The sequence below is a fragment of the Mitsuokella jalaludinii DSM 13811 genome (assembly GCF_000702905.1).
GTDB classification, from domain to species: Bacteria; Bacillota; Negativicutes; order Selenomonadales; family Selenomonadaceae; genus Mitsuokella; species Mitsuokella jalaludinii.
Genome location: NZ_JNKR01000018.1, coordinates 23,389 through 42,282, shown reverse-complemented (window position 1 = coordinate 42,282; position 18,894 = coordinate 23,389). Strand labels below are relative to the sequence as shown.

General features: G+C 61.0%; 16 protein-coding genes, 1 tRNA gene and 1 riboswitch. Of the genes, 16 read left to right on the top strand and 1 reads right to left on the bottom strand.

The window, feature by feature from the left end:
- Positions 1-5 precede the first annotated feature (5 nt).
- The 12 genes from T518_RS08935 to fliB all read left to right on the top strand — a co-directional run bounded on the left by T518_RS08935 (position 6) and on the right by fliB (position 13,711).
- Positions 6-91: transfer RNA gene (locus T518_RS08935), tRNA-Leu, on the top strand.
- 71 nt (positions 92-162) lie between these two features.
- The gene (locus T518_RS08930; RefSeq protein ID WP_036378349.1) at positions 163-1,512 is read left to right on the top strand and encodes a lipase family protein; all 1,350 of its coding nucleotides are present in this window, start codon (positions 163-165) and stop codon (positions 1,510-1,512) included.
- Between the two features lie 382 nt (positions 1,513-1,894).
- Positions 1,895-3,019 (top strand): DUF362 domain-containing protein, encoded by a 1,125-nt coding sequence (locus tag T518_RS08925; protein ID WP_211248200.1) that lies wholly within the window; start codon positions 1,895-1,897, stop codon positions 3,017-3,019.
- Positions 3,016-5,487: a bifunctional diguanylate cyclase/phosphodiesterase gene (locus tag T518_RS11445; RefSeq protein ID WP_051652272.1), complete on the top strand. Its 2,472-nt coding sequence runs from the start codon at positions 3,016-3,018 to the stop codon at positions 5,485-5,487. The genes T518_RS08925 and T518_RS11445 overlap by 4 nt, the downstream gene beginning before the upstream one ends.
- Before the next feature lie 104 nt (positions 5,488-5,591).
- Positions 5,592-6,086: a MarR family winged helix-turn-helix transcriptional regulator gene (locus T518_RS08915; RefSeq protein ID WP_036378348.1), complete on the top strand. Its 495-nt coding sequence runs from the start codon at positions 5,592-5,594 to the stop codon at positions 6,084-6,086.
- 29 nt (positions 6,087-6,115) lie between these two features.
- A complete protein-coding gene (locus T518_RS08910) occupies positions 6,116-7,228 on the top strand; it encodes an HlyD family secretion protein (protein WP_036378347.1) in 1,113 nt (370 codons plus the stop codon).
- Positions 7,203-8,411 (top strand): ABC transporter permease, encoded by a 1,209-nt coding sequence (locus T518_RS08905; RefSeq protein WP_072003592.1) that lies wholly within the window; start codon positions 7,203-7,205, stop codon positions 8,409-8,411. Before T518_RS08910 ends, T518_RS08905 begins: the two co-directional genes overlap by 26 nt.
- Before the next feature lie 12 nt (positions 8,412-8,423).
- Complete coding sequence (locus T518_RS08900; protein WP_036378346.1) at positions 8,424-8,957, top strand: universal stress protein; 534 nt, start codon at positions 8,424-8,426, stop codon at positions 8,955-8,957.
- A gap of 138 nt (positions 8,958-9,095) precedes the next feature.
- Positions 9,096-10,946, top strand: coding sequence for an indolepyruvate ferredoxin oxidoreductase subunit alpha (iorA, locus tag T518_RS08895; RefSeq protein ID WP_036378343.1), 1,851 nt, complete (start codon positions 9,096-9,098; stop codon positions 10,944-10,946).
- On the top strand, positions 10,943-11,536 hold the full coding sequence (locus T518_RS08890) for an indolepyruvate oxidoreductase subunit beta (RefSeq protein ID WP_211248199.1): 594 nt from the start codon (positions 10,943-10,945) through the stop codon (positions 11,534-11,536). Before iorA ends, T518_RS08890 begins: the two co-directional genes overlap by 4 nt.
- Before the next feature lie 41 nt (positions 11,537-11,577).
- A complete protein-coding gene (locus T518_RS08885) occupies positions 11,578-12,813 on the top strand; it encodes a phenylacetate--CoA ligase family protein (RefSeq protein WP_036378342.1) in 1,236 nt (411 codons plus the stop codon).
- Positions 12,806-13,711, top strand: a complete 906-nt coding sequence (gene fliB, locus T518_RS08880; protein WP_036378341.1) for a flagellin lysine-N-methylase — start codon at positions 12,806-12,808, stop codon at positions 13,709-13,711. Before T518_RS08885 ends, fliB begins: the two co-directional genes overlap by 8 nt.
- A 31-nt stretch (positions 13,712-13,742) precedes the next feature.
- Here fliB and T518_RS08875 read toward each other — a convergent pair whose 3' ends face one another.
- Positions 13,743-14,633, bottom strand: coding sequence for a LysR family transcriptional regulator (locus T518_RS08875; RefSeq protein ID WP_036378340.1), 891 nt, complete (start codon positions 14,631-14,633; stop codon positions 13,743-13,745).
- Between the two features lie 204 nt (positions 14,634-14,837).
- On the opposite strand from T518_RS08875, the gene T518_RS08870 reads away from it, so the two are divergent.
- From T518_RS08870 to T518_RS08855, 4 genes are all read left to right on the top strand, one after another.
- On the top strand, positions 14,838-15,023 hold the full coding sequence (locus tag T518_RS08870; RefSeq protein WP_155948119.1) for a hypothetical protein: 186 nt from the start codon (positions 14,838-14,840) through the stop codon (positions 15,021-15,023).
- 166 nt (positions 15,024-15,189) lie between these two features.
- Positions 15,190-16,374: a DNA polymerase IV gene (locus tag T518_RS08865; RefSeq protein WP_036378338.1), complete on the top strand. Its 1,185-nt coding sequence runs from the start codon at positions 15,190-15,192 to the stop codon at positions 16,372-16,374.
- A gap of 45 nt (positions 16,375-16,419) precedes the next feature.
- Positions 16,420-16,547: riboswitch (molybdenum cofactor riboswitch) on the top strand.
- Between the two features lie 100 nt (positions 16,548-16,647).
- Positions 16,648-17,679, top strand: coding sequence for a molybdopterin-binding protein (locus T518_RS08860; protein WP_036378337.1), 1,032 nt, complete (start codon positions 16,648-16,650; stop codon positions 17,677-17,679).
- Positions 17,680-17,692: 13 nt separating this feature from the next.
- Positions 17,693-18,892 carry a molybdopterin molybdotransferase MoeA gene (locus T518_RS08855; protein WP_036378354.1) on the top strand — a complete coding sequence of 400 codons (1,200 nt, stop codon included), beginning with the start codon at positions 17,693-17,695 and terminating at the stop codon, positions 18,890-18,892.
- Positions 18,893-18,894: the final 2 nt, after the last annotated feature.

Here is an 18,894-nt window from a genome sequence, read left to right as displayed (position 1 = left end):
ATCTCGCGGTCGTGGCGGAATTGGCAGACGCGCTACTTTGAGGGGGTAGTGTTCACAAGACGTATGGGTTCAAGTCCCATCGACCGCACCATTTGAAAGTACAAGCTCAGATTTTATCTGGGCTTTTTCTGTATCTCGACATCTTCTGTTTGGAGGGAAATCATGATGCGACACGCTCTGGCGGCGCTGCTGCTTCCTCTTGTGCTGGTACTAGGCTTGCTCTGCCCGGCGCGGGCCATGGCGGCTACGGGCGAGCAGGAACTCGAGCTTCTCTCTTCGCTTGTGGCGATGGCCTCGTACTCCGACGAACTCAGCCTGCTCGCGCGCGAGTGGCTCGCAGAGACGGGCTGGAAGTTCCAGAGTCAGACGACAGCGACGTCTTTGGCACAGGGGCGCTATCATCTCGTGACAAAGGAAATGCCTGATGGCCATCGCGCTGTGCTGCTCGCCTTCCCCGGCACGGAGAACGCCAAAGATGCCAAGGTGGACCTGCGCACGCGCTCGGTACCGTTTGGTGGCTCAAGCGTCGAGGAATTCCGCGATGTTGCGCAGCAGGACCGTCATGCGACATCGTATCCGCTCGTTCACAAGGGCTTTGACGATTACACGATGACGGCGCTCTTCCATGAGCCTGTCGATCTTGCGGGCAGTGGAGCGTGTGAGACGATGGGCGAGCACCTCGCGCAGGAGCTCCGTGCGCATCCAACAGAGGTGCTCTACCTGACGGGGCACAGTCTCGGCGGTGCAGCTGCCATCCTGACGGCCGCACGGCTCAGTGATATGGGCGTGCGGCCCGAGCAGCTGCGCGTCATCACGTTCGGCTCACCGGCTGTCGGCAATACGGCTTTTGCAAGGTATTACGAGAAGCGCATGCAGCTCACGCGCATCGTCATGGATGGCGATCCTGTGGCGGCGGCATTGCAGTCGCTCGGCACGCGCTACGTGCAGTTCGGAGAGCGCGTGGCGTGGAAGCAGGATCGCAGCTCGGCGCGCTTCGAGCACGCGATGGTTGTCTATCTCGACAGAGCCTTGCGCCTCTACTTCAGCGAGGATGAGGTGGGCGATGGCGACATGCTCGAGAGCCGTTCGCTGGGCGCTCGCGGTGGGATCTTTGTCGCAGTGCCGCAGCTCGACCTTGACCCGCTTGTTGCGGGAGATGATGCGGCCGACATCCGCATCCTGCAGGGGGCCTGGCAGGCCCGTTATGCGCCCTGTACCGTGCAGAGTGATGGCCAGCGTGGCGCAGATATGGATGTACTGATCGCTGAGGCGCGCGCCGCGCAATGCCGCTACGCCGTGCGCCAGCATGTATCGGTCAAGCGGAGCCGCGATGAGGCCGATACCGTCCGCGTCGTCCTCGAGACATCTGTCTACGATGCGCAGGGAACCTTCATCACAGTTGTCTCGAAGAGCACAACGGACCGCCGCATGACGCCTCTAGAAGCTGTGGCCTACCTACAGTTCGCGACGCTGCGCGATCTCGATACAGTATTCGTAACACAGAATACATAAAATTCTCTGAAAACTATCTTGACTTTTAGCCCGTCATCCTGTACAATAAAGATAAGCCAAGGAAAGGTCAGGTTCACCCTTTCCAGACAGCCGATTTACTTACTCAGGATGGAGGAGAGTCCAATGGGCTAGTTAACGAGTCCAAGTGGAACGCAGTGTATCCCATGCATGACATGAACAACACGATCGGAAGGTTACTATCTCACAGATAACCATCAGCGGTGACGAGAAAGCTGCTGATGGTTATTTATTTTTGTCCAAACAGGAAAATCGGTGCAGGCTGTCGAAATTAATTTCATCGTATCAAGCAGTAAAAACGAGAGGCGCAGAGCCTCCTTTTTATGTGTATTTTGTGTCTACCAGGTCTTTCAGGAGGGTAATCATGGACAAGGCAAAAGTTTATTTCACGGATTTCCGCGTGCCGGTCGGCCGCAATATCATGCAGAAGCTCCGGGCACTCTGCCTCGCTGCTGGCATCAAGAAGATTGACATGGACGGCAAGTTCGTCGCGATCAAGATGCACTTCGGTGAGCTCGGCAACATGGCGTATCTTCGCCCGCAGTACGCGAAGGTCGTCGCGGACCTCGTCAAGGAGCAGGGCGGCATGCCCTTCCTGACGGACTGCAACACACTCTATCCGGGCAGCCGCAAACACGCGCTCGAGCACATGGACTGCGCGAACTTCAACGGCTTCAACACGGTGACGACGGGCTGCCAGATCATCATCGGCGACGGCCTGCGCGGCACGGATGATGTCGAGGTGCCGGTCAAGAATGGCGAGTACATCGAGAAGGCCAAGATCGGCCGCGCCATCATGGATGCCGACGTCTTCATCAGCCTCTCGCATTTCAAGGGCCATGAGGCGACGGGCTTCGGCGGCGCCATCAAGAACATCGGCATGGGCTGCGGTAGCCGCGCTGGCAAGATGGAGCAGCATTCGTCGGGCAAGTGCGTCGTCAACGAAGAACTCTGCCGCGGCTGCCGCAAGTGCGCAAAGGAGTGCGGCTCGGATGCCATCACCTACGAGAACAACAAGGCTGTGATCCATGAAGACCTCTGCAAGGGCTGCGGCCGCTGCATTGGCGCTTGCTCGTACGATGCCATCCGCAACGAGCAGTGGGATGCTGGTGATCTGCTCGACCGCAAGATGGCGGAGTACGCACAGGCCGTCGTACAGGACCGCCCGTGCTTCCACATCAACATCGTGCGCGACATCTCGCCGAACTGCGACTGCCATGGCGAGAACGATGCGCCGATCCTGCCGGACCAGGGCATGTTCGCCTCGTTTGACCCCGTCGCACTCGACCAGGCCTGCGCTGACGCTTGCCTCAAGGCGACGCCGCTGCCGAACAGCCAGCTCTCGGACAATCTCGCGAAACCGGACTGGCATCATCACCACGACCACTTCCTCGACAACAACCCGAACATCCATTGGAAAGAGACACTCGAGCACGGCGAGAAGATCGGCATGGGCACGCGCTCGTATGAGTTGGTGAAGATTAAATGAGGAAAAAGCGCAGGCAGATCGACATGCCGCCGTCATACGTCATCGAGCACCTCGATGAGGCCATCGAGAAGCACTGGGTGAGGGTGCACTACCAGCCCATCGTGCGCACGATCTCGGGGCAGCTCTGCGCGATGGAGGGCCTTGCGCGCTGGGATGACCCGAACTGGGGCTTCTTGACGCCACCCTTCTTCATCAGCATCCTTGAGCAGCACAACCTCATCCACAAGCTCGATGCCTTCCTCATCGAAGAGGTCTGCCGCAATCAGGCACGCGTCAGGAAGGCAGGAATGCCGTCGGTGCCGGTCTCGCTGAACCTCTCGCGTCTCGACTTCATCAACTGCGACATCTTCGCGATTGTCGAGCGCGCCGTGCGCAAGTACAATGTGCCGCGCGACCTCCTGCACCTCGAGATTGTCGAGAACATCCTGACCGACCGCAACAAGAAGATCGGCGAGGTGCTCGACCGCTTCCGCGCGGCTGGCTACGAGATCTGGATGGATGACTTCGGCAGCGGGTACTCGAGCCTCAAGTTCCTCAAGGATCAGCGCTTCGACCTCCTGAAGATGGATATGGCGTTCCTCAAGAGCGACACGCAGCGGGCGCGCGACATCATCATCTCGATCATCTCGATGGACAAGCGCATAGGCAACCGGACGCTCGCGGAGGGCGTCGAGACGCAGGAGCAGTTCGAGTTCCTGCGCGAGATCGGCTGCGAGAAAATCCAGGGCTACTATCTCGGACGGCCGCGCCCCTACGACGAGACGATACACAACTGCCTCGAGAAGGGCATCACGGTCGAACTGGGCTGCTGGAAGGCCTATTATGATGCCATCATGGATGTCAACTTCCTCACGGGGCATGCGTTGCTGCTCATCGAGTACCGCGACCATGCCTACCACATCCTGTTTGCCAACCAGAAGAGCCACGAGCTCTTCTGGCAGGGGGATGCGGAGCGGTACCGGCAGTGGGAAGAGGCGCTGAATACCTACACGCAGCCTTCCATGCGCTACCTGCGCCGCGGTCTGCACCGCGTCATGCTCAATGGCGAGGACGAGGAGCTCGCGTATCCCTTGAACGGCGACTTCGTCATGATGGACTGCCACCGCGTCATCTCCTACAGCGGCCGCTGCCTGCTCGCCGTGGACTGCCGCCTGCACAAGATCGCGCACGAGGGCGATCTGTTCCGGCCGGCGTATTTCCTGCGCAACCTATTCTACCTTTACGACAAGGTGGCGACGATCAACTTGACGAAGCACGAGATCATCGAGCTGACACAGCCGCAGTTGCGGTCTGGGCTCCACAAGCTGCCGCTCGGGCAAGCACTGGCCGAGTACGCGGAGCAGTCCATCTACCATGCCGATCGCAAGCGCTTTGCCGACTTCTTCGACTTCAAGACCATCCCGGAGCGCGTGGCTGCGTCGAAGCTCGGCAGCATCGTCGAGGCATTCCGCACGAAGGGGCCGGACGGCACGCTGATCTGGAAGACGCACCGCATCGCGCGCATCGCCAGCAGCGAGCAGGACATCTACTTCTGTGTCGTGCGCGTGTCGGATGCGCAGGACATGTCGCATTACGAAGAGAAGTGCCGCGCGCAGTACGTCCTGCCGTCAGACGGCGCGGAAGACAGCATGGAGCTGCTCTGGAAGAACTTCATCACGGGCTTCCCGCTGCCGGCCTTCTGGAAGGACAACCAGCGTCGCTTCCGCGGCGTCAACCAGAAGTTCCTGGACTTCTACGACTTCGATTCCGTGCGGGAGCTCCTGGAAAGAACGGATGAGGACATGAACTGGCACGTCCATCCCGAGCCGTTTGAGCGCGATGAGCACGATGTGCTCGAGAAGGGCCTCACGATCCGCGACGTGCCGGGGCAGTGCTTGGCGCGCGGCGTGCAGCGCAATATCCTCGCAACGAAGTGGCCGGTCTACGATGTGCAGGGGAATATCGCGGGCCTCATGGGTTACTTCGTCTCTGCGGAGGCACTGGCTCATGTGCAGCAGCAGTCGCACGAGGCCCTCTTTGTCGACCGCGTGACGAGACTCGCCAATGTCAAGGGACTGCTGTTCCTGCTCGCGCAGTACCTCGATGAGTACCGGTTCGGCCATCGCAATTTCGTCGCGGTCTTCATCCGCATCCGCGCCATTGACAGGCTCTTGCGCCGTTACGGCGAGGCGGCTTGCAACGAATTGCTCGGCTGCATCGCAGACGAGATCCGGCGCATCGTGGGCCCTGTCGGCGCATCCGGCCGCTTTGACAGGAATCAGTTCTTGGTGTTCAGCCAGTATACCTCGCAGGAGGAGGTGCGCGACCTCGGCCAGCGCCTGCGCACGGGCATCGAGGCCATCCACAGCTTTGGCCAGCGCAGCTGCACGCTGTTCGTCGAGATGCACATGGCTTATCCGCAGGACCAGTCGGACTTCTACGAGGACATCATCGCTGCACTGCTGGACCGCTGGAAAAAGAAATCATGAAACGGGGAAGGAAAGAGTTGCTGCTCGCGCAGCAGCTCTTTTTGACATTTGTGTGCATAAGCTCTATACTATTAGTTAGCAAGCTAACTAAATGGAGGAGAATCATGAAGCGAGAACTCATACCGAGCTGGGAGGAACTCGAGGCACATAAGAAAACTGTGCCGGAAATCAATCCGGCGGCCGTCATCGCCATGCTCGAGATCAAGCAGGCCAGTGATGAAGTCCAGGCGAGCATCCTCGACGTCCTGCAGAAGGAGTACCATCTGTCGGAGGGGAAGTTCTGCCTGCTCATCGTCCTGCACCAGAATCCGCAGGGCATCGCGCCGTCGGAAATCGCCGCGAAGATCGGGGTGACGAAGGCGACGATCAGCAACATGCTCATGCGCATGGAGCGCGATGGCATGATTGTGACAAAGCCGTCACCCGACGATGCCAGGGCCAAGATCGTCTGTCTGACAGAGAAAGGGCGGGCATTCATGAATGAGATCCTGCCGCCGCATTACCTGCGCGTCACGAAGCTCATGGAACGCCTGAGTGAGGCAGAGCAGAATGAGCTCATCCACCTGCTCAAGAAGATGTCGGGCCGGGTGCATGCATGAGAGAGAAGAGGAAAGTGAGGATTTGACACATGAATACGAGACAAAAGGCCCTGCGAACAGGGGCTATCTTTATCGCGGTGCTCATCGTGGCGGGACTGCTGCTGCTCTACAAGGGCAATGATGCAGTGGCGATTGGCATGGAGAAGAAAGAGGGCATCCTGACGGCAGAACAGGTCAAGATGTCGTTCGACAGCGTGAGCGGCCGCCTGCTCAAGGAGGCGGTCAAGGAGGGTGACACGGTCAAGGCCGGCGATGTTATCATGGAGCTCGACCCGACGGATACGGATCTCTCGATTGAGCGGACGAAGGCGCAGATTGCACAGCTCGACGCACAGATCCGCTCGACGGGCGGCACGCAGTCGGTCAACTACATGAAGGCGGACTCGGATGAACAGCAGAGCTTCCGCCAGATCGACCAGCAGCGTGCAGCCGTCTCGGCGGCGCAGGCCACGCTCAAGAACAGCCAGATCGACTACAACCGCAAGTCGGCACTGCTCGATGCCGGCGCTATCGCGAAGTCGCAGCTCGACGATGCGGAGATGGCCCTGAATGTCGCGGAGGCCAATGTCACGCAGCAGCAGCAGCTCCTCGACAAGCTGCTGTCGGGCGCGCAGGATACGGGCAATACGGATTCCATAAGCCTGCCGACCATCGCGCAGCAGCGCGAAGCGGCGGGCAATATGAGCAACGACATCGATGCGCTCACGCAGCAGAAGCAGGCGCTCGTCGTGCAGCTCAAGCAGCTCGAAGTCCAGAAGGAGCGCCTGACGCTGCGCGCGCCGGAGGACGGCCGCGTCATCAAGGTCCTCGCGAAGGAGGGCGAGATGGTCGCCGCTGGCACGCCTGTCGTGCTCCTGGAGAGCGACCGCAGCTACTACGACATCTACATCAGCGAGAAGCAGGCGCAGGGCCTATCTGAGGGCGATACGATCACGGGCCGCACGGTCGCGGGCGACAAGTCTGTGCCGGGGACGATCCGCCTCTTGACGAAGGCCCCGGGCTTTGCCGACCTCAAGCAGTCGCGCGAGAAGGGACAGGCCGACCTCACGGCCTTCCAGGTCCGCATTTACGTGGAGCCGCAGGACGGCGTTATGCCAGGCATGACGATTGGGGTGAATGAACGTGAATTCACTAAGAGATGAGATCCGCTTCCTGTTCTCGGGACAGGGCATGCCGTACGAGAAGGTCTGCCTGATGGTCGCGGCTGTCGTCTGCATCGTGCTCGGCACGATGCTCAGCAGCAATATCTCGAATGATGCGAAGGTGGCGGTCATTGACCTCGATAACTCGGCTTACAGCCATGAGCTCACGAGCCGCATCGATGCCTCGGAGTACATGGAAGTCACGACGGTGCTCAACACGCCGGTCGACCCCACGACGCTCTTCTACCGCGACCAAGCGGTCGCCGTCGTTTATTTCCCGCGCGGGCTCGAGAAGGACCGCTACACGGGAGCAGCGAGCAACATTGGCGTGTTCTACGACAATACAAATACGGCGCAGACCTCGGATATCAAGGTCGCGCTCAATGAGCTCATCGGCCTCGACAATGCGGCGGCACAGGGTGACCCGGGCAGCACGAACGACAGCCTGAACGGCACGATCGGGCTGGCAGACCGCAATCTCTTCAATCCGAACGGTTCCAACTACAATGTCGAGGTGCAGGGCTTCCTGTTCTTCTTCGGCTCAATGTTCTTCACGTTCGCGACAATCGGCATGGTGCCGCGGCTGCGCCTCTCGCATCAGCTCGACAAGATCCTGCTCGAGGGCACGCCGTGGGACATCCTCGTGCGCCTCGTGCCGTACGGCGCCTGCCTCATCGTCTCCTTCGTCTTTGGCATGGCCATCCTGCGCATCCTGGGCGATATGACGTTCACGGGCAGCCTGCTGCTGTTCCTCGCCGTCCAGATCTTCTACGTCATGACGGTCGGCACGCTGAGCACGCTGTTCGGCTGGACGGCGGCGAATCCGGGCATTGCGTCCTCGCGCATGATCCTGTTCATCCCGGGCGGCTTTATCTTCGGCGGGCCGACGGGGCCGGTCTCGTTTTATCCGGACTGGGTCGTCGCTGCGTCGCACCTCTTCCCCTTGACCTGGGAATTTCACTTCGTCCGGGACATCATTGCGCGCGGCGCCGGGCTCGGCGACATCTCGAAAGAGTTCGGTGCCTTCCTGATTTACATGGCTGTCGCACTGATCCTGTTCTGCGCGAAGTTCTTCTCGGCGCGGCGCGCGCTGCTGAAGCGCCAGGCGCAGGATGAGCTTCACCGTCAGAAGCTGCAGCAGATGCGCCTCAATGAGAACGCGGCTGCCGGACCGGCGGAATAAGGAGGAATCACGATGGAAAGAGAAGAGCTGATCGAGAAAATCCAGCACCGGAAGCCGCAGACCATTCGCTGCGACCGCATCCTCGTGCCGACGGACGGCTCGGGACAGGCCTTCCGGGCTGTCAACGAGGCCATCCAGATCGCGGCCATGACGGGGGCTCACCTGACGGTCCTCATGGTCGTCGATCTCAACAAGCATGTGGCGGCCTTTGAACAGGTCAGCCTCAGCGGCTACGTGCCGGCAGAACTCAAGATCGCGGCATACCAGTTCCTCGCGGATCTCATGCATGTCGTCCCGCCGGAGATCAAGGCGAGGACACGCGTTGAAGTCGGCAATCCCAGCGAAGTCATCTGCGATGTGGCCGACGAGGAGCAGAGCGACCTCATCATCATGGGCTCGCGCGGCTTCGGCACGTTCCGGAGCATGCTCGTCGGCTCGGTCTCCCACTACGTCCTGCAGCAGGCACACTGCCCCGTGCTTATCGTCAAGGGCATGCCCGATGACTGGGACGATGAGGAGAATTACCTCAAGCCTGCCGATGAGTGAGCAGAGCAATGATATAAAACATGCATACCAGAATAGCAAGATGCCACCTGTTGTAAAATGTATCTACGACAGGTGGCATCTTGTTGTGTCACATAGTATAATAGAGGAGTATTATCGCAAATTGGGGAGAGGAAAGCTATGCATGTAGAATATCTGATGGGCAATGAGGCCATCGCCATGGGGGCGGTCGCAGCTGGCGTCAATGTCGTTGCCGGCTATCCGGGCACGCCTTCGACGGAGGTCCTCGAGACGGTTGCCCGACACAATCCGGATGGCAAGATCCACGTGGAGTGGTCGACGAATGAGAAGGCCGGCATGGAAGTGGCGGCGGGCGCTGCCTGGTCGGGTGCCCGCGCACTTGTGACGATGAAGCAGGTCGGCCTTAACGTCGCCTCGGACCCCTTGATGAGCCTCGAGTATCTCGGCGTCAAGGGTGGCATGGTCGTGCTCGTCGCCGACGATCCGGGGCCGATTTCTTCACAGACGGAGCAGGATACGCGTCACTTCGCCTCGTTTGCCAAGGTGCCGTGCTTCGATCCCTCGAGCGTGCAGGAAGCGTACGAGATGATCCAGGAAGCGTTCGACTTCTCGGAGCGCTACCACACGCCCGTCTTCCTGCGCCCGACGACGCGCATCGACCACGGCTATGCCTCCATCACGGTCAAGGATGAAAGCGAGTACTGCGTCCATGAGCCGGAAGGCTTCGAGCGCGATCCGGCGCGCTGGGTCATCTTCCCGCGCCTCTCGTACCGAGCGCATCAGGCAATCGAGCAGCGCAATGAAGAGCTTGGTGAGGTATTCTCGTCGTATGCGCGCAATCAGCTGGAGCTGGGCGGCGCTTCGTGCCGCCGCGGCATCGCGACGCAGGGCGTCAGCTACTCGTACGTCGCGGAGACGCTCGCAGAGCGGGCAGATGAGGCGAGAGAAATGCCGCGCGTGCTCAAGGTCGCGACGCCCTTCCCGTTCCCCGAGAAGCTGGCGGTGGAGTTCCTGCAGGGACTCGACGAGGTGCTCTGCATCGAGGAGCTCGACCCCGTCATCGAACGCGAGCTCATCTTCCTCTGCGGCAAGTACCAGCTGCCCGTCAAGATTCGCGGCAAGCTAACGGGCGATATCAAGCGGGCCGGCGAGAACACGCGTGATACGGTCTACGACGACATCGCCGCCTTTATGGGATGGCCGAAGGCGGAGCCCTCGGCGCTGCCGGAGCCGCCCGTCTCCGTCGTGCGCCCGCCGGTCCTCTGTGCCGGCTGCCCGCACCGCGCTTCATTCTACGCGGTCAAGCGCGCGATGAAGGGCCAGAAGAGCGTCTTCTGCGGCGATATCGGCTGCTACACGCTCGGCAATGCCATGCCGCTCGACATGGTCGACACCTGCCTCTGCATGGGTGCGGGCATCGACATCGCGCAGGGCATCGGCGCCGTGACGCCCGGCATGAAGTGCTTCGCCTTTGTCGGCGATTCGACCTTCTTCGCCTCGTCGATCACGGGCATCGTCAACGGTGTCTACAATCAGGCGGATCTCACAGTCTGCATCCTCGACAACTCGACGACGGCCATGACGGGCCATCAGCCGCATCCGGGCACGGGCCACACGATGATGGGCCAGGTTGTCGACAAGGTTTCCATCGAGGCGACGCTCCAGGGCATCGGCGTCAAGACGGTGCGCACGGTCGACCCGCTCGACCTCGAGGCAGCCATCAAAGCCGTCAAGGATGTGGCAGCTGAGCCAGGCGTTAAGGCCATCATCTTCAAGTCGCCGTGCATCGCGATCGTCAAGCCGCTCGGCAAGGCCGAGGTCCTGCAGGAGGCCTGCCGCAAGTGCAAGAAGTGCATCCGCGAGATCGGCTGCCCCGGCATCGTCGTCGAGGACGGCAAGATTATGGTCGACGCTTCACAGTGCACGGGCTGCGGCATCTGCGCGGACATCTGCCCGTTCGATGCTATCGAGGTCACATCGTTTGAGAAGCGAGAAGGGGGTGCAAAATGATGCAGAAGAATATCATCCTGACGGGCGTCGGCGGACAGGGCACGGTGCTCGCCTCGAAGCTCATCGCGGCGGCCGCGATGAAGAAGGGACTGCCCGTCATGAGCGCGGAGACGATCGGCATGGCCCAGAAGGGCGGCGCTGTCTTCAGCCACCTGCGCATCGGCGAGGGCGTCAGGAGCCCGATGATACGGCGCGGCACGGCAGACCTCCTGCTGGCCTTCGAGCCGGCGGAGGCCGTGCGCATGCTGTCGTACCTCAAGAAGGACGGTATGGTCGTCGTCAACTCGCATCCCATCATGCCCGTTACGGCGGCGCTCAAGGGCACGGATTACACGGGGGCGGAGATGGTCGCTTATCTCCGGGAGAACGCGGCGCATGTCCTCGTTCTCGACGGCCAGAAGGCTGTCGAGACGGTCGGCAACCCGAAGACACTCAACGTCATCATGCTCGGTGCGGCTCTTGAGAGTGGAGCGCTCGACTTCCTGACGGAAGAAGATGTGCTCGAAGCCATCCGCGAGAAGGTCAAGCCGAAGTTCGTTGCGCTCAACGAGAAAGCCCTGCGATATGCGTTTGAGTTGGCTCGTCCGTGACGGATGTGTGGATTTTGTCGAAGATAAAGGCAGGTATTTTTATGGAAATCTCGAATGAACAGCTCGCGCTCGTCAATGAGCGCATCGCCCAGCTCCTCCATGCAGACAGCTTCTACGGCAAGCGCCTGCGCGAGCACGGCATCGACGGCGTATCCTCGCCGGAGGACTTCAAGAAACTGCCGTTCTCGGAGAAGAAGAACCTCCGCGACGCCTATCCGCTCGGGCTCATGAGCGTGCCGGAGGAAAAGATCGTGCGCATGCACTCCTCTTCGGGCACGACGGGCAAGCCCGTCATCATCCCGTATACGGCCAAGGATGTCGAGGACTGGGCCACGCAGTTTGCGCGCTGCTACGCGATGGCAGGCGTGACGAATCGCGATCGCGTGCAGATCACGCCGGGCTACGGACTCTGGACGGCCGGCATCGGCTTCCAGGCCGGCTGCGAGAAGCTTGGCGCTATGGCCGTGCCGATGGGCCCTGGCAACACGGAGAAGCAACTGCAGATGATGATGGACATGGAGAGCACGGTCCTCTGTGCGACGAGCTCCTATGCACTGCTGCTGGCCGAGGAGATCGAGAAGCGCGGCATCAAGGACAAGATTCACCTGCGCAAGGGCATCATCGGCTCGGAGCGCTGGAGCGAGAAGATGAGGAGGTCCATCTGCGAGAAGCTCGGCATCGACGCCTACGACATCTACGGGCTGACGGAAGTCTACGGCCCGGGCATCGGCATCAGCTGCGACGCGCACGACGGCATCCACTACTGGGACGACTTCGTCTACATCGAGATCATCGACCCGCATACGGGTGAGAACCTGCCCGACGGCGAGTGGGGCGAGATCGTCATCACGACGCTGCGCAAAGAGGGCGCGCCGCTCATCCGCTTCCGCACGCACGACCTCTCGCGCATCCTGCCGGGCGACTGCCCGTGCGGCAGCAAGTTCCCGCGCCTCGACACGATCCAGGGCCGCACGGATGACATGGTCAAGATCAAGGGCGTCAACCTCTTCCCGAGCCAGATAGAGGAGATCCTCAAGACCTTCCCCGAGGTCTCGAGCGAATACCAGATGCACATCTCGCATCTCGACGGCAAGGACACGATGCGCCTCTACGTCGAGACGAACGGCAGTGTCGACTTCCTCAATCTCGCGAAGCGCATCGCTGAGCGCGTCAAGAGCCGCATTGGCTTCACGCCGCTCGTCAAGGTCGTCGAGATCGGTGTCCTGCCGCGCTCCGAGAAGAAGACGAAGCGCGTGATCGATACACGCTATGAGTGAGCCGCAGGAAATCGTCACGGTCTGGCCTGACTTTGCAGAGGATTTCGCCTGCAAGGCCGACCGCTGCCAGCATAGCTGCTGCCGCGGCTGGGAGATCGACATCGACGAGGCGACGGCGGCGTATTATGCATCGCTGGACGGCCCCTTGGGTGAAGCGCTGCGCGCGAACATCGACGTGCAGGCAGACGGCACGCACGCCTTCCACCTGACGGCGGATGAGCACTGCCCCTTCCTGCGCGCGGACGGCCTTTGCCGCCTGATCCGCGAGATCGGCGAGGAGGCGCTATGCGAAGTCTGCACGATGCATCCGCGCTTCTTCATCATGAGTGGCGGTGTCGAGCTTGCGGGCTTTGGCCTGGCCTGCGAGAAGGCGGTCGAACTGCTGCTCGCGGTTGACAGCTTGCGCCTGCGGGCGGAGGGCGAGAGCCAGTCCTTTGACTTTGGCGCGCTGCTGGCATTCCTCGGCAAGGCGGTACCGCGCGAATGGCTGCTGCCGCCCGCTCGCCTGACGCTCGCGCAGTTCTCGTTCCTGCTCGCGCAAATGGAGGACACCGAGCCCATTGATGACGCCTGGCCACAGCAGCTCACAGCCCTGCGCCTGGATTGCCATAAGCTGCTGCCGCGCTATGCGAAACTTCTCGCTGCGCAGGGAGCGGATGCGGCAGAGAAGCTTGTCTCCTACATCCTCTACCGCCAGCTCGACAAGGCCGAGCGGTACGGCATGGAGGCGCTTTGCCGCTACGCGCGCTTCAACGTCGTCTTCATCTATCTGCTGGCCGCCGAGATACAGGACCTGCCCGAGGCCGTGCGCCGCTGGTCGGAGCAGATCGAGTACGACGAAGAAAATACCGCACGCCTCATCCGGGCGTGCGGCAGGGCACCATCGTCCATTCTGTGAATCATGCCTCTGCTGAAAAATAAATTCGTGTTCAGGGCATTGCCTGGCGGGCAAGCAGCTGCTGACGGATGAATTTCATGACGAGCCGCTGGTCTTTTGAGATCTGGCGGCTCTTTTTGGTGATGATGCAGCTCGTCAGCGAGAGCGGCGTGTCAAACGGGATCGTGACGATATCGGAAAGAGCGGTGACGGCCTGCTCAAAGAGGATGCTGGGGGCCGTGTGGGTGCGCAGGAGGCTGTAGAGCGTAGAGAGGTGCGGTGAGTAGTAGGCGACATTTGGCTCGATGCGCGCCGCGGCGAAGGTGCGCATGAGGAGCCGTGTGACGTAGAACTCCTCCGACAGCAGGACAAGAGGTCCCCGGGCGGCTTCTGCCAGGCTGATGCTCGGGCGGTCTGCCAGTGGATGGCCGGGCCAGACGATGAATTTGACAGGACGGGAGTCGATGCGCCGATACTGGAGGTCGGGAAGCGTGGAGCCATCGTAGTTGACGACGGCGAGATCGACTTTTTCCTCCTGCACGAAGCGGGCTGCTTCCACCCCGTACGGCTCGATGATGTCGAGCTGTATCTCCGGGTGTTCGTGCTGGAAGGTGTGGAGCAGGCGCGGGATCAAGAAGGAGGCCTGCTGCTGCGGGATGGCGAGGCTGATCTTGCCGTGACGGCAGCTCATCTCGCGCACGCCGTCTTCGAATGCATCGACTTCGCGCAGGAGCGCGGTGACTTTCTGATAGAGCTTCTGCCCGTCCTGGCTGATCCGGATCGTGCGGCCGGCGCGCAGGAAGAGGTTGAGCCCTGTCTCATCTTCGATGGTCTGCATGGCCTGGCTCAGTGTCGACTGGGCGATGTGCAGCTCTGCTGCGGCATGTGTGATGTTCTGAAGCCGGCAGACGACCAGGAAATAGCGCATTTGCTGAATCGTCATGGAATCATCTCCTATCAGACGTTATGTTGTGGCTGCCATACAATTGTACCGCACCTCTGTCGAAAAACCAATCGGTTTAACCGATGGATTTATCGGATTTATCCGTTTTTCAAATCGCCTTCTCCATGTCATAATAAAGATGTCAAAAGAAAAGAGCTCTGAAAACAGATACATGCATCATAGGAGAAATGGAGAGTGATTATCATGACGAAGAAGAATATCCTGATCGGCATCGCAGCAGCAATCCTTTTTGTATTGCCGGTTTCTGTCAATATCGCTTTGGCTGGCACCGCCGAGAGCACGGAACGAGTACAGCCCATCCCGACGGTATACACGGGAAATTCCAGTTATGCCGATGATGCGATGGATTGTGATTATGTGCTGGAGTGAATGATTTGCTACATCCAAACAGAACACCCCGCGCTGCAAGACTTGCTTGCCAGTGCGGGGTGTATTTTTTTAGATCATCGCAGGGGAATGGCCAGCAGGTGTCTTGTCTTAGAAGGTTGCGCGGGACTTTCGGCCTGCGCTAGAATAGAGGAAAGGGGGCGATTGGATGAAGCGGCTTGTCATGCATGTGGATATGGATGCGTTCTTTGCTTCAATTGAGCAGCGCGATCACGAGGAGTACCGCGGGAAGCCGCTGATTGTCGGCGGGCTTTCCGGGCGCGGTGTCGTCTCGACTTGCTCTTACGAGGCGCGCCGTTTCGGCGTGCACTCGGCGATGCCAATCGTGCGGGCGAAGCGGCTCTGCCCGCAGGGCATCTTTATCGAAGGCGACTACGCGCATTACCGCGCGGTGTCGCAGGAGATCTTCGCGATCTTTGCGCGCTACGCGCCCGTTGTCGAGCCGCTGTCCATCGACGAGGCGTTCCTCGACCTCACGGGCATGGAGCTCCTGATGGAGTCGCCGCGCGCTTATGCCGAGAAGCTCAAGGCGGAGATCCGCGAAAAGACGGGCCTCGTCGCCTCTGTCGGCATCGCGCCGAATAAATTCCTCGCGAAATTGGCCTCGGATCTCGAGAAGCCGGACGGCCTCGTCATCATCACGGAGGAGCGGAAACAGGAAGTCCTCGATTCCCTTCCGGTCGGGCGCATCTGGGGCGTCGGCGAGAAGACGGCTGCAAGGCTTCGGGCAATGGGCATCCGCACGATTGGCCAGCTCCGGCGGACGCCGCGCGAGAAGCTCGTCCGCAGCCTCGGCGCGCACATGGCGGACCACCTGCTCGCGCTGGCCTCGGGCATCGACGCGCGGCCTGTGGCGCCGCGCGAAGCGGCGAAGTCCATCGGCAAGGAAGTCACATTCCCCGCGGATATCGAGTCCGTCGAGGAAGTGGAGCGGGTACTGCTCGACCTTGCGGAGAAAGTCGGCTACCGCCTGCGCCGCAAGGGCTGCAAGGGGCGGACCATCCAGCTCAAACTGCGCCTCGGCGACTTCCGCACCTACACGAGGAGCCGCACCTTGGCGGAGGCGACGTGCTACGACCGCGACATCTACGAGACGGCGCTCGCGCTCTGCCGGGCGCTCGGCGTGCATCAGGGCATCCGCCTGCTCGGCATCTCTGTTTCCGGCTTTGACACTTCAGGCGCCATCTCACTCTTTCACGAGGAGGTGCGCAAGGAGAATCTCTACGCCGCCATCGATTCCATCAAGAAGCGCTTCGGAGAGCAGGGCATCACTAAGGCGCATCTGCTCAAGAGAGAACGTGCGGATGATGGCGATAAAGAGGATGAGGTGTGAAAAATATTATAGGAAAAGGGCAGCAAGTCTGCTAAAATAAAAAAAGATACGATACGACTCCGAGCGAAATCCGCTAAGGCCGGGCATCATGGGCTGGCTATGTGGACGAGCCAGGGTCCCGGGGGAAACGCCGGGGCCTTCCGTGATTGAAAAGGGGCGAAATCCAAGGGGCGAAGACCATCCTTTTGCAATTGCGGGAGGATGGTCTTTTTGATTGATTTTTGATGATTCGCACAATATGAGCGTGTGCAGCAGATAGGAGAGATGAGCGCGATGAAGGAAATCAGGACAGTCGATGCAGTCGGGCAGGTGCTCTGCCACGATATCACGCAGATCGTTCGCGGCGTGACGAAGAATGCGCGGTTCCGCAAGGGCCATGTGATCCAGGAAGAGGACGTCCCCGTACTGCTCTCGCTCGGCAAGGACCACATCTACGTCTGGGATGAGGATGCGACGGAGATGCACGAGAATGAGGCGGCTGATGTCCTGTGCGAGCTCTGCCAGAACGAGCACATGACGGCGACGGCGCCGAAGGAGGGCAAGATCGAGCTCATCGCGGACTGCGACGGCGTATTCCAGGTCGATGAAGACCGCTTTGATGCGGTCAATGAGCTCGAGGATGTCACGATCGCGACGCTCGCGCAGAACATGCCGGTCAAGAAGGGCATGAAGCTTGCGGGCATGCGCGTGACGCCGCTCTTCATTGCGCGCGAGAAGATGGAGGAGGTGCGCCGCACGGCAGGTACGGAGCCGCTCCTTCGCCTGCTGCCGTACCGCAAGGATCTCAAGGTCGGCGTCGTGACGACAGGCACGGAGGTCTTCCTCGGCCGCATCGAGGACACCTTCACGCCGGTCATCGCGGCAAAGCTCAAGAAATTCGGCCTGACGATCGCGGAGCACCGCCTGTCGGATGACGTGACGGAGCACACGAAGGCGGCTATTGAGGAGCTCCTGGACCTCGGCATGGACATCATCCTCTGCACGGGCGGCATGAGTGTCGACCCCGACGACCGCACGCCGGCGGCCATCCGCGATGCCGGCGTCGACATCGTGACGTACGGAGCACCTGTGCTGCCGGGCGCGATGTTCCTGCTCGGCTACTCTGCGCGCGAGGGACGCGAGGTCACGGTCATGGGCCTGCCTGGCTGCGTCATGTTCGACAAGGCGACGGTCTTCGACATGATCCTGCCGCGCGCGATTGCCGGTGACCGCGTGACGCGCAAGGAGATCCGCCACTTCGGCATCGGCGGCCTCTGCATGCGCTGTGAGGTCTGCCGCTATCCCATCTGCCCCTTCCAGAAGTAAAGCGAGGTTGCTCATGCAGGATATTTCTCTGGAGCAGGCCATCTCGGTCCTGCTCGAACACACGAAGAAAATCGAAGCCGTCGAGGAGGTGCCTCTCTTGGAGGCGCTCGGGCGCGTCCTCGCTGAGGATGCCGTCGCGACATTTGATAATCCGCCGTTTGACCGCTCGCCGCTCGACGGCTACACCTTTGCGGCCGCCGGCACGAAGGGGGCGACGAAGGAGGCACCGGCTGCCTTCACGGTCATCGGCGAGGAGTGCGCCGGGGATTTCTTCGCGGCAGAAGTGCCAGCGGGCTCGGCTGTGCGCCTGATGACGGGCGCGGCCATCCCAAAGGGCTGTGACTGCGTCGTGCGCCAGGAAGATGTCACGGTGGAGGATGGCCGCATTTTTGTGCCGTACGAGCTCCACCATCACGAGAACTACTGCTTTGCGGGCGAGGATGTCCGCAAGGGGACACGGGCTGTCGAGCGTGGCACGGAGCTCACGGCGGCACATCTCGGCGTGCTCGCGAGCCTGGGATTTGGCACGGTCAAGGTCCTCCGCCGTCCGCGCGTCGCGATCGCGAGCACGGGCGATGAGCTCGTACTGCCGGGTGAGCCGCTGCGTCCCGGCAAGATCTACAACAGCAACCTCTACGCTCTTGCGGGCAGGCTGCGGGAACTCGGCTTTGAGCCGGAGGTGCTTGGTATCCTGCCGGATGACGCCGAACAGGCGGCTGCTGTCATCGCTGACTGGCAGGCGAAGGCGGACCTCTTCCTGACGACGGGTGGCGTCTCGGTCGGCAAGAAGGACATCATGCACGAGGTCGTCCGCCTCATCGGCACGCGCCTTTTCTGGCGCGTCTGCATCAAGCCGGGCGCTCCTGTCATCGCCTACACGGTCGGCAATATGCTCGGCATCGCGCTCTCGGGCAATCCGTTCGCGTCCTACGCGACGTTCGAGCTCCTGACGCGCCCCGTGCTCGAAGCGTTCTCGGGCCGCAGCTCTGTCGCAGGCCGTGCGGTCGAGGGCTTCCTCGCCGATGCGTTCCCGAAGCCGAGCTACGGGCGGCGCTTCATCCGCGCGCATTACGAGGCGGGCATCTTCGAGATCCCGGCGCAGCACGACTCGGGCTCGCTCTTCTCGGCGGCTGGCTGCAATGCGCTGATTGACATCCCGGCCGGCACGGGGCCTCTCATGGCCGGCACGCGGGTCAAGGGCGTTCTTCTTTGAGG